Raw genomic sequence first — 15276 nt, forward strand, 5'->3', positions numbered from 1 at the left:
TATGTTATTTAGAATATGAATTCTTTTGGCTTGAGCTGATCAACTAATAATGGAATTCCGGTTTCCAAAATTACTGATTTTTGCCAATTTCCTTGGTGATCTAATTGATGTAATACACCTTTCATTACAGGCAATTTTCCTTCAATGGCAAATAGTTTTCCGCCTGGTAATATTTGCAACATGTGGGTTTCAGTTAGCTTTTCTAATGCGCCAGTAAATACCACCACATCATAAGGAGCTTTTTCTAACCAACCCTGGCTGGCGTCACCAGTAATTAATTCTACATTGTCGCAGTTATGTGCTTTTAATTTGCGCGCAGCATTGGCAGTAAAATCAGAATAGTAATCTACACTAATTACGTGTTTACATAATTTGCTGAGTAACGCTGTAAAAAAACCGCTGCCAGTACCTACTTCGAGGACTGTTTCCGTGCCTTTTAATTCTAAAGACTGAAGAATGGTCCCTTCCTCTAAGGGAGTAAGCATGCGTTGACCATGTCCTAAAGGAATCTGCATATCTGAATAGGCAAACTGAGTATATTGCTCAGGGACGAATTCATGTCTTGGTATAATATTATACAAGCTTAGAATAGACTCTTCTAAAACATCGCCAGTTCGTAGCTGTTGTTTAACCATGTTAGTGCGTGCGTGTTGATAACTCATTTGCTCTACCGTGTTCATTGTGTTTAATGGGTTAAAACTCTGCGACCATCTTAGCAAAAAATTAGCTTATGTGCTAAGAAATAATGTCCGAATCCTTAATTTCGTGGTGACTGTGGTTAAAGTTTGTTATGATCCATAAATTTATCGTAATTCACTTCGAAAAAGCAAATGCATTTCTTTGCTTGAATAGGAGCGATGCAACTGTTGTTTCTAAGTAATAGATAGGAGAGAACCGTGCTTGACCAATTTAGCGATTTTTTGCAAGGCCAATTAGAACAGCTGAAAAGTGAAGGACTCTACAAATCCGAGCGTATCATTGATAGCCAACAACAGGCTGACGTGACCGTAAACCATAAAGAAGTGATTAACCTTTGTGCGAACAACTATTTAGGCCTGGCAAATGATCCACAATTAATCGCTGAAGGGCAAAAAGCACTCGAGCACTACGGTTATGGTATGGCTTCAGTGCGGTTTATTTGTGGAACTCAAACACCACACAAACAATTAGAACAAAAAATTAGCCAGTTTTTAGGGAAAGAAGATACCATATTATATTCTTCTTGCTTTGATGCGAATGCTGGTCTTTTTGAAACCTTATTGGGTGAAGAAGATGCGATCATTAGCGATGCTTTAAACCATGCCAGTATTATTGATGGTGTACGTTTATGTAAAGCTGCTCGTTATCGCTATGCCAATAATGACATGAAGGCCTTAGAGGAACAGTTAATTGCAGCCAAAGGCGCACGTTTTCGTTTGATTGCTACCGATGGCGTGTTTTCTATGGATGGTATTCTTGCAAATTTACCTGCTATTTGTGAGTTAGCTGATAAGTATGATGCGATGGTCATGGTGGATGATTCACATGCCGTTGGTTTTATGGGGAAAACAGGTCGTGGTACTCCTGAGCATTTTGGCGTTAGTGAGCGCATTGATATTATTACTGGTACCTTAGGTAAAGCTTTAGGAGGCGCTTCCGGCGGGTATACTTCGGCGAATGCAACGATTGTTGATTGGTTACGTCAGCGCTCCAGACCTTATTTATTTTCTAATACCCTAGCCCCAGTTATTGCGCATACCTCTTGCGTGGTTTTAGATAACTTAATGAAAGACAGCCACCTATCAGAGAAATTGAAACGTAACAGCAAATACTTCCGTGAAGGAATGTCAAAATTAGGTTTTAAGTTAATTCCGGGTGAGCATGCCATTATCCCAGTAATGTTAGGGGATGCAAGTTTAGCTGGCCGTATGGCTAATCGCTTGCTGGAGTTAGGTATTTATGTAGTTGGTTTTTCTTACCCAGTGGTACCTAAAGGTTTAGCTCGTATTCGTACGCAAATGTCAGCAGCGCATGAATTGCATCATTTAGATAAAGCCATTGCTGCATTTGAAACAGTAGGTAAAGAGTTTTCGGTTATATAATAGGGACATAATATTGGAGCGTCTTCGCGCTATAGCGACTGAAGGATAATTCACTATTTTGAGGTAATTAAATGAAATCGTTAGTCAAAGCTAAAAGAGAGCCTGGAATTTGGATGGAAGATGTTGCCGTCCCTGAATATGGCGTTAATGACGTTTTAATTAAAATTAATAAAACAGCAATTTGCGGTACTGATATTCATATTTATTCTTGGGATGATTGGGCGCAAGCGACTATTCCTGTTCCTATGACTGTAGGGCATGAGTTTGTAGGTGAAATCGTTGCTTTAGGTCAGGAAGTTCAAGGTTTAAATGTTGGGCAACGTGTTTCAGGTGAAGGGCATATTACTTGTGGTTATTGCCGTAATTGTCGCGCAGGTAAACGCCATCTATGTCGTAATACCTTAGGGGTTGGAGTGAATCGCCCTGGATGTTTTGCTGAATATTTAGCATTGCCTGCATCCAATGTCATCGTTCTTCCAGACAACATTACGGATGATCAAGCATCAATTTTTGACCCATTTGGGAATGCTGCTCATTGCGCTTTGTCTTTTGATGTCGTGGGTGAAGACGTTTTAATTACTGGCGCAGGCCCCATAGGAATTATGGCTGCGGCAATTGTCCGCCATATTGGTGCTCGCCATGTGGTGATTACCGATGTGAATGATTATCGACTCGATTTAGCCCGTAAAATGGGTGTTACGCGTGCGGTAAATGTTAAGTATGAAAAACTTTCTGATGTGGTGACCGAACTCGGTATGAATGAAGGGTTTGATGTGGGTCTTGAAATGTCAGGTAATCCATTAGCTTTAAATGAAATGATGAAAGCTATGACTCATGGTGGTCATGTCGCCATGTTAGGTATCCCGCCACAAGAAACCCCGATTGATTGGAATCAGGTAATTTTTAAAGGGTTAGTCATTAAGGGTATTTATGGTCGTGAAATGTTTGAAACCTGGTATAAAATGATTGCCATGTTACAAAGCGGATTAGATATTTCACCAGTAACCACGCATCATTTTCCAGTAGATGACTACCAAAATGCCTTTCAAATTATGGCATCAGGCCAATCTGGAAAGGTTATTTTAGACTGGACCTAAATTTTATAGAGTAAGTAAAGCGGAGTTTTTATGTCACAATATATTTTTACCATGAATCGTGTCAGCAAAATTGTTGAAAATCAGCGGTTTATTTTAAAGGATATTTCATTAAGTTTTTTTCCAGGCGCAAAAATTGGTGTGCTGGGGTTGAACGGTTCAGGTAAGTCCACGCTGTTACGTATTATGGCGGGAGTTGATACTCAGTTTGAAGGTGAAGCCAGACCACAACCGGGTATTAAAATTGGTTATTTAGAGCAGGAACCACAACTGCATTTGGATAAAACGGTGCGCGAAGTAGTTGAAGAGGGCGTATCCGAGATGAAGCAGCACTTAATGCGCTTTGATGAAATCAGTATGCGTTTTGCTGAGCCAATGAGTGACGATGAAATGAATGAGTTGCTTGCGGAACAAGGCGAGTTACAAAACATTATTGAAGCTGGGGGGGGCTGGGATTTAGATAGAAAGCTTGATATTGCTGCTGATGCGTTAAGATTACCGGATTGGGATGCGGTTGTTCGCAATCTATCTGGAGGAGAACGTCGCCGTGTCGCATTATGCCGCTTATTACTTTCTAACCCCGACATGTTATTACTCGATGAGCCAACCAACCATTTGGATGCCGAATCAGTAGCATGGCTAGAACATTATTTAGAAGGGTTTCCTGGTACTGTCGTGGCGATTACGCATGATAGATACTTCTTAGATAATGCCGCTGAATGGATCTTAGAATTAGACCGTGGAGAGGGCATTCCTTATAAAGGTAATTACACGGCTTGGCTTGAGCAAAAAGAAGCTCGTTTAGAGATGGAAAAGAAACAGGAAGATTCGCATCAGCGAACCATTAAGGCTGAATTAGAGTGGGTAAGAACTTCACCCAAAGGACGCCATGCTAAGAACAAAGCCCGATTGCAACGTTTTGAGGAAATGAACTCTAAAGAATTCCAAAAGCGTAATGAAACTAATGAGATTTACATTCCACCTGGTGAACGTTTAGGTGATTTAGTGTTCGAGGGTGAGCAAATTACCAAAGCATTTGGCGATCGAATCTTAATTGATAAATTTGACTTCAAATTACCAAAAGGTGGTGTTTTAGGGATTATTGGCCCCAACGGTGCGGGTAAATCAACATTTTTGAAAATGCTTACTGGTCAGGAGCAGCCTGATAGCGGTACTATTCGCATTGGTGAGACGGTACAGTTGGCCTACGTTGATCAGCTTCGTGATGAGTTAGACAATAATAAATCCGTATGGGAAGAAATTTCTGACGGCCACGACATTATGCAGGTGGGTAATTTCCAGATGCCTTCACGTGCTTATGTTGGACGCTTTAACTTTAAAGGAACGGATCAGCAAAAGAAAATGTCCCAACTTTCTGGGGGTGAGCGTAACCGCGTACATTTAGCAAAACTGCTAAAAAGTGGTGGTAACGTGTTATTACTTGACGAACCCAGTAACGATTTGGACGTTGAAACTTTACGGGCGTTGGAAGAGGCAATTCTTAACTTCCCGGGTTGCGCTGTAATTATTTCGCATGATAGATGGTTCTTGGATCGGATTTGCACCCATTTCATGGCGTTTGAAGGTGATTCCCAAATTATCTTTATTGAAGGAAATTATAGTGATTATGAGGCCGATAGAAAACGTCGTTTAGGTGATGCTGCAAATAGGCCTTCGCGAATTAAGTACAAAAAGTTAGAGTCTTAGAGCGTTTGTTTCAGGGGGCACCCTGTAGCGGACTATGTAGTTTTTTAAATTAAAATAAAGGCCAGCACAATGCTGCGCCTTTTAAGCTTAATTGATGTAAGTTAATCTTTCCTTAATAGGGAAAGGATTTATTTTTTGGAGATAATATCTAAATGAAGAAGTTATTTTGGGCAGGTTTGCTGTTATGCCTTGGGTTAACATCCTGCGTAGACTATGATGAATCTACTTTAATCACCGATGATGCAGGTTATGTGCACCGAACCATCCATTACACTAAGGATAAACGTGGTCGTAACTATTTTCCTATGAAAATTAAAGCAACTGGCGAGAAGCGCTTTGTTTTCGACCCTAAAGCTTCTGCGTGGGCTGCTTATGATGAAGAAGGTAATCGTTTATTAACTGGTGCGGGTTCTGCCGGAGTTGATGCTTGTGAGGAAAACTCAAGTCAGTCATGCAGAACGGTAACGGGCATGTTCCGCGTGTATAATAAAAAAGGTATTAACTGCCGTTCAGGTGAATACCCAGTAGATACCCGTGGTGGAGCGAAGATGCCTTACTGCATGTATTTCTATCAAGGGTTCACCATTCATGCAGCCTACGATGTTCCAGAACGCCCATCAAGCCATGGCTGTGTTCGCGTATTCCCAAGTGCGGCAAAATGGTTAAATGAAAACTTTATGAACATTGGTACTAAAGTTATTATCTTAGCTTACCCTGATCAAAATGGCGTGAACCGCTCAAAACCCCAACCATTTTAATACCCGTAAACCCCGTATTACGTTTCGCTAATACGGGGTTTACATCTCAGTAAAGCATAGTCCGTATTAGACATAGTCATAATACGGATATATCAGGCAGGTTAGCTTAATGAGGTTTTCCAACAACAGGCTGACTTTGCTGTGTATTAGGAGCATTATCAGCTGGAGGACGGGTATCAAGATTGGTATTTTCAGGATTATTTACCAATACAGGCTTTTTCGTAGTAACCGTACCACGTGGAGTCGCAATCATTTGAGTAATCCCCAAATCTCCTGTTGGTTTACGATTAACAGTTAAATCAACACTCAACAACTGGCTAACTTTTTCTTTCTCATTTTGATAAACCACCACTAAAGGTAAGGTAACCTTCCACTGATTGTCTTTGGCATCAGTAATAAATCCTTGACCATCCACATGACTGCTAACCGTTAAACTTTGTGATTTAATCGCTTCAAGATTACCTGATTTTTTCAATGCAGTGCTAAAGCCAGTCCACCCTTGCTCAGTAAAACAAGTTTGTAGCTTTTGCATTTGCGCATCTAATGTATTGGGGTCAAAGCTAAATGATTGAATCACGGCTTTCTCCGACCAAGCTAAAACCACAGATTGCTCTACAGTTTTGAGTTGAGCTGGGATTTTATAATTGCAATCAATAACGGCAGTTGGCGCAGGAGCGGGTGCTACTTGCGCTGCGGGTGTTGTTGGGGGCGTAGTAGGCCCTGGCGTTGGAGTTGCTGGTGGGGTTGGATCCGCAGCATATACTTGAGTGCTCATTAGAGTAGCTAATGCACTCCAAAGTATGGTTTTCTTCATGAAATAACTCCTTTAAATTGTGTGCAGCAATTCTGCGATAATAAGCGCCGCCAGCCTGGCTGTTTTTTGATCTTGATCCAAGGGTGGCGAAAGCTCAGCAATATCTAAACTGACTACTTTGCCACTTTGCATGATGTATTTCAAGAGTGGCAATATTTGCCATGGGGTTAACCCTAGGGGTTGTGGAGCACTTACACCAGGAGCAAAGCATTCAGCTAAAACATCCAGGCAAATGGTCAAATAAATATGATCTAAATTCAACATAAAATCATCAAGAAAAGCTAAATGCCACGCGAGGCTTTTCTCATAAATATCTTCTGCAGTTAAATAACGCGTATTTAATTCTGCAGCACGGCGAAACAAGGAAGACGTATTACCCATCTGTTGGATGCCCAGACAACAATAATCAAATTTACGCCGATTTTCTTCGCACCAGTCGGCGATCTGTGAGAAAGGAGTTCCTGAGGTCCCAAGGTGGTCTTTAGGATAAGGGCGCAAATCAAAATGCGCATCAAAATTAATAACTCCTAAGCGGGTGTAATGAGGTGCTAAACCCTGATAATGTGCCCAGGCAATTTCATGACCACCACCAAGAGCAATGGTTTGGTGGCCTTGTTGATGGCAAAAATTAATCAAACTGGAAAATTGACTTTGAGCTAATTCAAGTTCATCGTGTTCGCAGATAATGTTACCTAAATCGACATATACCTTACTATTGGAGCAAGGCAATTTTGCCAATTGAGTTTTTATTTGATCAGGCCCAAACTTCGCCCCAGGCCTACCTTGATTACGCCGGACTCCGGCATCACTAGCAAAACCAACAAAAATCGTTTTTTTCTCTTTACTAATTAAGTCAGTTTGTTGCGTAGGAAATGTTATTTTTTGAAAAAAACGCTCTGCACTGGGAGTATCTTTTCTACCCTGCCATAGTAAGGGGTCGGCATGCCGATAATTGGACAAATTTTCAAACATTAAATTCTCCCTGCATTAGCTAAGCATATTGAAAGTTATTGATTCTATAGTACTTGCACTAAAAAAAGAAATTTTACCATTTAACCCGGTTAAATATGCCAACTTAGCCTAATGTCTGGTATTATCTGTGTACACTTAGATAGCGGATACAGAGGGTATTGTGTTTATTATTACTGGCGGTGGAAGTGGTATAGGAAAAGCTTTAGCCTTATCTTTGGCCAAACGCGGTAACAATGTATTGATCATTGGACGTCGAGAGCAATTATTGAAGGAAACAGCGGCTGCCGCTCCAAACATTCAATATTTCTGTGCAGATGTTGCAACATCAGATGGCTTAGCAGCCATAAAAACGCATCTGAATTCGGTGTCTCAAATTACTGCGCTAGTTAATAATGCAGGAACTCTAAATCCTCTGAGCTTATTAAGAGATGTGGAACCGCAAGAGTGGCAAAATGCGCTCAATACCAATTTAAATGCACCACTTTATTTATCGCAAATGTTATATACCAAGTTAAATCAGGGTCGTGTATTGAATATTGGTTCAGGGGCTGCTTATTTTGCAATAAAAGGCTGGGGTGCATACTGTGTTTCAAAAGCAGCCTTAGCAATGTTGTCTAAGTGCTGGCACTTGGAATCTGAAACAGTTGCATTTGCTAGTGTTATGCCAGGCATTATTGATACGAACATGCAAGCTTTAGCTCGTAGTGATGAGAATCCAGATCATGATCAAGGCAATTTTTATAAACGACTAAAAGAGAAAGGGCGTTTGGTGGCACCAGAAACTGTTGCGGAGTTTTTGACCTGGTTATTGCTGGATGTTGATGTTCATACTTATGGTTCTAAAGAATGGGACATTTATGATACGAGCCATCACGCGGCATGGCTTAAACCGCCACATCAAGTTCTTCATTGGGATTTTTAATGTCTGTCTGCGATAAATTATTAGTTAATGCAACGACTATTGATGCTTTAGGAAATCAATTAACTCAACAGGCAATTGCTATTAATAATGGCCTCATTGCTTGGTGCGGTCCTGAAGCAGAATTACCCGCACACTTTAAAGAGGCTAAAGAACAACTTAATTGTCAGGACCAATTAATTACGCCAGGTCTGATTGATTGCCATACCCATTTAGTTTTTGCCGGGAATCGAGCTGCTGAATTTCAGATGAAATTATCTGGAGTAAGTTATGCAGAAATTGCTAAAGCGGGTGGTGGGATTATCTCTACGGTAAAGCAGACTCGTGCAGCCTCTGAGGAGGAATTAACCCAACAGTCTTTGCCACGGATTTTAGCTTTAAAAAACGAAGGGGTAACCACGGTAGAAATTAAATCAGGCTACGGTTTGGATTTAACTACTGAGCTAAAAATGCTACGTGTGGCTAAACGCCTAGGGGAAATGACTGGCTTAAGGGTCCATAAAACCTTTTTAGGAGCGCATACGGTTGGGCCTGAGTTTACCGGAAACAGCCAAGCGTATGTGGATATGCTATGCCAGGAAATGTTACCCGCTTTATCTGAGACAAACCTAATTGATGCGGTTGATGTTTTTTGTGAGTCAATTGCTTTTTCGCTTGCACAAACTGAACAAATTTTTCGTGCTGCACGTGCCTTAAATTTACCGATAAAATGCCATGCAGAGCAATTATCTAATCTTGGTGCAAGCGCGCTTGCAGCCGAATTTGGGGCTTTATCTTGTGATCATCTTGAGTTTTTAGATGAGCGCGGGGCACAGGCCTTGGCGAAGTCTAATACCGTAGCAGTATTGCTTCCCGGTGCTTATTATTTTTTACGTGAACAACATAAACCCCCGGTGGACTTATTACGCGAGGCAGGGGTAGGGATAGCTATTGCTACCGATTGTAATCCCGGCTCTTCACCCACTGCGTCATTGAGATTAATGATGAGTATGGCATGCCAGTTTTTTGCTTTATCTGTTCCTGAGGTATTGGCTGGAGTGACGACTCAGGCAGCAAAAGCTTTAGGTTTAAGTAAAAAAGTTGGTCAAATTGCTCCTGGTCTGGCTGCAGATTTGGTATTATGGTCAGCAACAGAGGGAGCTGCATTGTGTTATTATTTTGCGTATCCATTGCCTCATCAAACAATGATTGCCGGTGAGTGGATATCTATGAGGGATCTTTGACTTGGGAACTAAACTATGATGAACCAATTGAAATTCATTTTATCGGTGTTATTTATTGTTTTTTCTGTCGCTGCTCATGCAGTTACACCGGCATCACTTAAGAAAGAAACATCGACTTATATTATTGATGTAAAATACCCACAAGGCTTTAAAGACGCCAATGTGAATACAGTAGTAAAAGATTTTATTGAGCAGACGCAAAAAAGCTTTTTTAGTGAACTATCCGAAGATGAAAATGTGGCTTTAGATGTTTCCGGTAAAAGTGGGTTAAATATTACTTATTCTATTCCTTACCAGAAAAATAATGCTTTAAGTGTTCGTTTTAATGTTTCTATTTATCATCGTGGCGCGGCACATCCATTAAATACAACCGCGGTGTTGAATTTTGTTAATAATCGTCAAGTTGAACTGGCTGACTTATTCGTTAACGGTGCTGATTATTTGAAAATAATTTCTGAAATCAGCAGCAAAGAAATTACGGCGAAGGATATCTCGGACGCAAAATGGATCAAAGAAGGGACTAAGCCGGTCGCGGAAAATTATCATGTTTGGGCTTTCTCGCCAAAAGGACTTGAAATTATTTTTGATAGCTATCAAGTGGCCGCCTATGTTTATGGCCCCCAAGTAGTTTCAATTCCTTTATCTGCTATTTCAGCAATGTTGAAGCCTGAAATACAAAAAACAGTTTGGAAGTCTTAATGAGTGATACACCTTTTATAGCTGCCGATAAAAAAGTAGCCGAATTAACTTTTCGGGTCATTATTTTGGCCATAATATTGACTGTATTATTGGCCATGTCAAATGCCTATCTGGCGTTAAAGTTAGGTATTTTAACTTCTGCATCGATTCCTGCTGCCATTATTTCCATGGGAATTTTACGGTTTTTTAAAAACTCCACCGTCTTGGAAAATAATGCCGTGCAAACTGCCGCCTCAGCTGGCGAGGCGGTTGCCGGCGGTATTGTATATACCATTCCCGCTTTGATCATTATTGGTTATTGGAATCATTTTGATTATTTGACTAACTTTTTTATCGCAGTGAGCGGAGGGATTTTAGGGGTTCTTTTCTCAATTCCGTTGCGCCGAATTTTAGTTAATGATCGTAATTTAAAGTTCCCCGAGGGACGCGCTATTGCTGAGGTGTTAAAATCCTCCGTAGAAAAGGCCGGGATTAGCGATATATTAATGGGCGGCGCGATCGGCGGCTTAATTGAGTTGCTACAAACTGGTTTCAAACTTATTGCAAACAGTTGGGGATATTGGTTTGTTGTTAAGCGCTCTCTATTTGGCTTAGGCGCTGGTTTTTCGGCAACGATGATTGGTGCAGGTTATCTGGTTGGGCATGATATGGCAATCAGCATCTTTTTAGGTGCGGTCATTTCCTGGTTAATTGCGCTACCCATAGTAAGCCGTGTTTATCCTGAATTCTTAACGCATTACAATCCAGAACAAGCTGCTTCATTCTTATGGAATAGCGAGATGCGTTATTTGGGAATTGGTGCTATGTTATTTGCGGGCATGTGGACTTTTTTAAAATTAGTTAAGCCCTTATCCAAAAGTATTCAAACCTCATTTAGTACTTTTGTATCAAAAAGCCGTATGGATTTACAAGTACCGCGTACCGATAAAGACATCCCACTGCCTTATCTGCTTATGGGAATAGGAGTGATGGCTTCAATTCTATTTTTATTTTTCCAATTGGTGCTGCCTTTAGCTCAAGCGGGATTAGATAACGATTATTCGCCCACCCTGGTCTTTCTTGCAGTACTCTATGTCTTGTTTATAGGTTTTATTTTTTCGGTAATTACGGCCTATTTTTCAGGAATGGTTGGAGTTACAGCCAGTCCTGGGAGTTCGGTTGTTATTTCGGGAATGCTCTTTGCGGCATGGTTGTTATTGGTTGCCATTGATCATTTTCTACCACTGCCCTTAAGCCCCCAACAGATACAAGCAGCTGAAGCAATTACGATAATGATTGGTTCAGTAGTAACTGGAATTGCGGCTATTGCAAATGATAATACTCAGGATTTAAAAGTAGGGCAGTTGGTGGGAGCAACTCCATGGAAACAACAGCTCATGCTCTTGCTAGGGGTGGTAGTGTCTTCTTTGGTTATCCCTCCGGTAATGCAGCTTCTATTTAATGTATATGGTATTGCAGGGGTAATGCCGCATCCGGGAATGGATGTAAGTCAATCCTTACCAGCACCGACGGCTGCTTTGATGGCGGCAATCACTGAGGCAGTGTTTCAAAATTCATTACCTTGGAATATGATGTTTGTTGGTTCTTGCGTTATTTTAGCAATTATTTTCCTAAACCATGTTTTTAAAATCAAACGCTACCTTAACCTATCTATTCTTGGGGTCGCTATAGGTATGTATTTACCTCTTTCCTCCTCTTTTCCATTATTCGTTGGCGGAATGATTGCCTTATTTGTACAAAGACATTTACGCCGTGTTCAAAAAGATAAAGAAGAGCAAGTCACAAGAAAACAAAAAGGGACTTTAATTGCCTGTGGTTTAGTTGCAGGCTCAGCAATTATTGATGTACTACTCGCTATTCCCTTCTCTATTGCGCAAAATCCTGATGCATTGCAATTGGCAGGAGTTGGCTGGAAAAATGCCAGTGTTTATTTAGGTGTTTTATCTACTTTATTATTAGCTTGGTGGATTAATCGCCGCGTTTGCTCTGGAAAAATTTAAGAAAGTAGCCTGTATTAGAGAGAATTTTAATACGGGCTCAAAGGTTATATACCTTTAACGATGCAGTCAATTTTATAAGATAAGCTGGGCTTAACAGCCCAGCCTACGGGAAAATATTACAATGATTCGATACGAATTTTATGTTGTAATAATTTTTCTTTAGCTTGTTGCGCTTGCGCCAGCTTTTCCTGTTCTTTCGCAATAATTTCTGCAGGGGCTTTATCAGTAAATTTAGGGTTTTCCAATTTACCCGAAGCCAAGCTAATGTCTTTTTCCAGCTTTGCTAATTCTTTAGTTAAGCGACTTAACTCTGCCTCTTTATCAATTAAATCAGCCATTGGAATTAACAGCTCAATTTCTCCAAGGACTGCGGTTGCAGAAACAGGAGGTTTTTCACCAGCATCCAGGTAGTTAATTTGTGTTAACTTACTTAAAACTTTTAAAGTATGCTGATACTTTTCCATACGCTCTTTGAGTTCAGGAGTGTAGTTACGAACATATAATGGAATTTGTTTTCCTGGAGAAATCGACATTTCACTACGAATAGTACGTATCGCCTGAATTGCTGATTTAAGCCATTCCAATTCTTCTTCAATGGTATCATTGATGAACTCCTCATCCACTTGCGGATAGCTGCTTAGCATGATGCTGGCGTTGCCATTCTCGCTGGTAAGTTTTGAGGTACGCTGCCAAATTTCTTCCGTAATAAACGGCATTAATGGATGCAATAATTTAAGAATTTGATCCAGTACGTGGAACAAGGTTCTGCGGGTACCGCGTTTTAATGGAGCTAATGCGTGCTCATCCTGAAGAATGGGTTTGGATAACTCCAGATACCAGTCACAGTATTCATGCCAGACAAATTCATAAACAGTATTGGCTAACAAATCAAAGCGATAGGTTTCAAAATAATGATGAACCTTGCTAATGGTTCGTTGCAAACGCGATAAAATCCATTCGTCTGCGGGACTGTATTGGAAGGCACCATCTCCGAAATCAACCTGTTCTTCATCTGTATTTAATAATACATAACGAGCAGCATTCCATAATTTATTACAGAAGTTGCGATACCCTTCAACGCGACCCACATCAAAACGTACGTTACGCCCATTTGATGCTAATGAGCAGTAAGTAAAACGTAGCGCATCTGTTCCATAGGCGCTAATGCCGTCAGGGAATTCCTTACGTGTCGCCTTGATAATTTTATCGCGAACCGATTGCAACATTAAATTTGAGGTACGCTTTTCGATTAATGAATCCAAATCAATGCCATCAATGAGGTCGAGTGGATCCAACACATTGCCTTTTGATTTAGACATCTTATGACCTTCGCTATCGCGAATCAAACCGGTAATAAATACGTCTTTGAATGGAACTTTACCTGTAAACTTTAGACCCATCATAATCATACGAGCAACCCAGAAGAAGATGATGTCAAAACCTGTAACCAATACGGAAGTAGGGTAGAACTGTTCCAGCTCAGCAGTGCGCTCTGGCCAACCTAAGGTTGAAAAAGGCCACAAGGCTGAGGAAAACCAAGTATCCAAAACATCTTCGTCTTGTTTTAATAAAGTGCCTTCTTTAATTTTGTATTTAAAGCGAACATCATTTTCACTGTAACCTACATACACATTACCATTGCTGTCATACCAAGCTGGAATACGATGGCCCCACCATAATTGACGGCTAATGCACCAATCCTCAATATTTTCCATCCATTGGTAATAAGTTTTGCTCCAGTTTTCGGGAATAAAACGAATTTCCCCATTTTTCACTGCAGCAATAGCTGGTTCTGCTAATGGTTGGATTTTTACATACCATTGATCGGTTAATAATGGTTCAATGATTACATTGGATTTTTCACCACGAGGCACTTTCAGTTTATGTGCTTCAGTTTTAACCAGGAAGCCTTCTGCCTCTAAATCTTTAATAATTTGTTCACGCGCTACAAACCGGTCCATGCCCTGATATTTTAAAGGCGCATTTTTGTTAATCGATGCTTTTTTAGTAAATACATTGATTACGGGAAGTTGATGGCGTTTACCCACTTCATGATCATTAAAATCATGGGCGGGAGTGATTTTAACACAGCCACTAGCAAATTCTTTATCAACATAGTCATCGGCTATGATGGGAATGGTGCGATCACAAAGAGGTAATTGTACCTGTTTGCCAATTAAGTGTTTAAAACGTTCGTCCTCAGGATTTACCGCAACCGCAGTATCACCGAGTAAGGTTTCAGGGCGCGTGGTGGCAACAATTAATGATTCAGTAGTACCTACCACAGGATAACGAATATGCCATAAAAAGCCATCTTCTTCCTCAGACAATACTTCCAAATCAGATACTGCGGTACCTAGTTTAGGATCCCAGTTAACCAGGCGAGTTCCTCGATAAATTAAGCCTTCGTCATAAAGTTGTACAAATACTTTTTGCACTGCGGCGGATAAACCTTCATCCATGGTGAAGCGTTCTCTAGTCCAATCAACAGAGGCACCTAGACGACGCATTTGTTGGGTTATGGTATTACCTGATTCTTCTTTCCATTGCCATACGCGCTCTAGAAATTCTTCACGGGTCAAATCTTTCCTGTAAGTACCCATAGCTTCTAATCGGCGTTCAACAACCAATTGTGTTGAAATACCCGCATGATCAGTACCAGGTTGCCATAGGGTTCTGTCACCGAGCATCCGGTGATAACGAGTTAGGGCATCCATAATGGTATGTTGAAAACCATGTCCCATATGCAGGCTGCCGGTTACATTCGGAGGAGGAAGCATAATACAGTATCTTTTGCCGTCGCCTTGGGGTTGAAAGTAGTGATGGCTTTCCCACGTTTTATAACACGCGCTTTCAATGGCTTCGGGGGAGTAGATTTTATCCATGATATAAACCTGTACTGATAAAATCAGTGATAGTACCACAGGTTAGGGGGGATTTTACATGGTTCAGGGTATTTTGTGCTGGTGATTGGCAGGAAATGTAGCCCGTATTAGGCGTAGGCGTAAT

The 15276-nt window shown here is 40.8% G+C and carries 12 protein-coding genes; 8 read left to right on the plus strand and 4 right to left on the minus strand.

Annotated elements, in window-relative coordinates:
• Nucleotides 1–8 precede the first annotated feature (8 nt).
• On the minus strand, nucleotides 9–662 hold the full coding sequence (locus BN3124_RS09440) for a protein-L-isoaspartate O-methyltransferase family protein (RefSeq protein ID WP_058535861.1): 654 nt from the start codon (nucleotides 660–662) through the stop codon (nucleotides 9–11).
• A 234-nt stretch (nucleotides 663–896) separates the two neighbouring features.
• On the opposite strand from BN3124_RS09440, the gene BN3124_RS09445 reads away from it, so the two are divergent.
• From BN3124_RS09445 to BN3124_RS09460, 4 genes are all read left to right on the plus strand, one after another.
• Complete coding sequence (locus BN3124_RS09445; RefSeq protein ID WP_058534562.1) at nucleotides 897–2081, plus strand: glycine C-acetyltransferase; 1185 nt, start codon at nucleotides 897–899, stop codon at nucleotides 2079–2081.
• Nucleotides 2082–2152: 71 nt separating this feature from the next.
• The gene (gene tdh / locus BN3124_RS09450; protein ID WP_058534563.1) at nucleotides 2153–3178 is read left to right on the plus strand and encodes an L-threonine 3-dehydrogenase; all 1026 of its coding nucleotides are present in this window, start codon (nucleotides 2153–2155) and stop codon (nucleotides 3176–3178) included.
• Nucleotides 3179–3208: 30 nt separating this feature from the next.
• A complete protein-coding gene (gene ettA, locus BN3124_RS09455) occupies nucleotides 3209–4882 on the plus strand; it encodes an energy-dependent translational throttle protein EttA (RefSeq protein ID WP_058534564.1) in 1674 nt (557 codons plus the stop codon).
• A 152-nt stretch (nucleotides 4883–5034) separates the two neighbouring features.
• Nucleotides 5035–5640: a L,D-transpeptidase gene (locus BN3124_RS09460; RefSeq protein WP_058534565.1), complete on the plus strand. Its 606-nt coding sequence runs from the start codon at nucleotides 5035–5037 to the stop codon at nucleotides 5638–5640.
• A gap of 106 nt (nucleotides 5641–5746) precedes the next feature.
• Here the strand turns inward: BN3124_RS09460 and BN3124_RS09465 are convergent, their stop codons facing one another.
• Both BN3124_RS09465 and hutG read right to left on the minus strand, forming a co-directional pair.
• Nucleotides 5747–6454 (minus strand): DotI/IcmL family type IV secretion protein, encoded by a 708-nt coding sequence (locus tag BN3124_RS09465; protein ID WP_078061533.1) that lies wholly within the window; start codon nucleotides 6452–6454, stop codon nucleotides 5747–5749.
• Nucleotides 6455–6466: 12 nt separating this feature from the next.
• On the minus strand, nucleotides 6467–7426 hold the full coding sequence (hutG, locus tag BN3124_RS09470; protein ID WP_058534566.1) for a formimidoylglutamase: 960 nt from the start codon (nucleotides 7424–7426) through the stop codon (nucleotides 6467–6469).
• Nucleotides 7427–7586: 160 nt separating this feature from the next.
• Here hutG and BN3124_RS09475 point away from each other — a divergent pair, with 160 nt between their 5' ends.
• From BN3124_RS09475 to BN3124_RS09490, 4 genes are read left to right on the plus strand one after another with little or no spacing between them, the layout of a single operon-like run.
• Complete coding sequence (locus tag BN3124_RS09475) at nucleotides 7587–8348, plus strand: SDR family NAD(P)-dependent oxidoreductase (RefSeq protein WP_058534567.1); 762 nt, start codon at nucleotides 7587–7589, stop codon at nucleotides 8346–8348.
• Complete coding sequence (hutI, locus tag BN3124_RS09480; RefSeq protein ID WP_058534568.1) at nucleotides 8348–9568, plus strand: imidazolonepropionase; 1221 nt, start codon at nucleotides 8348–8350, stop codon at nucleotides 9566–9568. Before BN3124_RS09475 ends, hutI begins: the two co-directional genes overlap by 1 nt.
• Before the next feature lie 15 nt (nucleotides 9569–9583).
• Nucleotides 9584–10267, plus strand: coding sequence for an RsiV family protein (locus tag BN3124_RS09485; RefSeq protein ID WP_058534569.1), 684 nt, complete (start codon nucleotides 9584–9586; stop codon nucleotides 10265–10267).
• Nucleotides 10267–12267 (plus strand): OPT family oligopeptide transporter, encoded by a 2001-nt coding sequence (locus tag BN3124_RS09490; RefSeq protein WP_058534570.1) that lies wholly within the window; start codon nucleotides 10267–10269, stop codon nucleotides 12265–12267. Before BN3124_RS09485 ends, BN3124_RS09490 begins: the two co-directional genes overlap by 1 nt.
• A 116-nt stretch (nucleotides 12268–12383) precedes the next feature.
• Here BN3124_RS09490 and BN3124_RS09495 read toward each other — a convergent pair whose 3' ends face one another.
• The gene (locus BN3124_RS09495) at nucleotides 12384–15152 is read right to left on the minus strand and encodes a valine--tRNA ligase (protein WP_058534571.1); all 2769 of its coding nucleotides are present in this window, start codon (nucleotides 15150–15152) and stop codon (nucleotides 12384–12386) included.
• Nucleotides 15153–15276 lie beyond the last annotated feature (124 nt).

It is taken from the genome of Legionella saoudiensis, from assembly GCF_001465875.1.
GTDB classification, from domain to species: domain Bacteria; phylum Pseudomonadota; class Gammaproteobacteria; order Legionellales; family Legionellaceae; genus Legionella; species Legionella saoudiensis.

Coding starts and splice junctions, on each gene's coding strand:
- tdh (WP_058534563.1), top strand. CDS start 2,153: ATGAAATCGTTAGTCAAAGCTAAAAGAGAGCCTGGAATTTGGATGGAA.
- hutI (WP_058534568.1), top strand. CDS start 8,348: ATGTCTGTCTGCGATAAATTATTAGTTAATGCAACGACTATTGATGCT.
- ettA (WP_058534564.1), top strand. CDS start 3,209: ATGTCACAATATATTTTTACCATGAATCGTGTCAGCAAAATTGTTGAA.
- BN3124_RS09440 (WP_058535861.1), bottom strand. CDS start 662: ATGAGTTATCAACACGCACGCACTAACATGGTTAAACAACAGCTACGA.
- BN3124_RS09460 (WP_058534565.1), top strand. CDS start 5,035: ATGAAGAAGTTATTTTGGGCAGGTTTGCTGTTATGCCTTGGGTTAACA.
- BN3124_RS09490 (WP_058534570.1), top strand. CDS start 10,267: ATGAGTGATACACCTTTTATAGCTGCCGATAAAAAAGTAGCCGAATTA.
- BN3124_RS09485 (WP_058534569.1), top strand. CDS start 9,584: ATGATGAACCAATTGAAATTCATTTTATCGGTGTTATTTATTGTTTTT.
- BN3124_RS09465 (WP_078061533.1), bottom strand. CDS start 6,454: ATGAAGAAAACCATACTTTGGAGTGCATTAGCTACTCTAATGAGCACT.
- BN3124_RS09495 (WP_058534571.1), bottom strand. CDS start 15,152: ATGGATAAAATCTACTCCCCCGAAGCCATTGAAAGCGCGTGTTATAAA.
- hutG (WP_058534566.1), bottom strand. CDS start 7,426: ATGTTTGAAAATTTGTCCAATTATCGGCATGCCGACCCCTTACTATGG.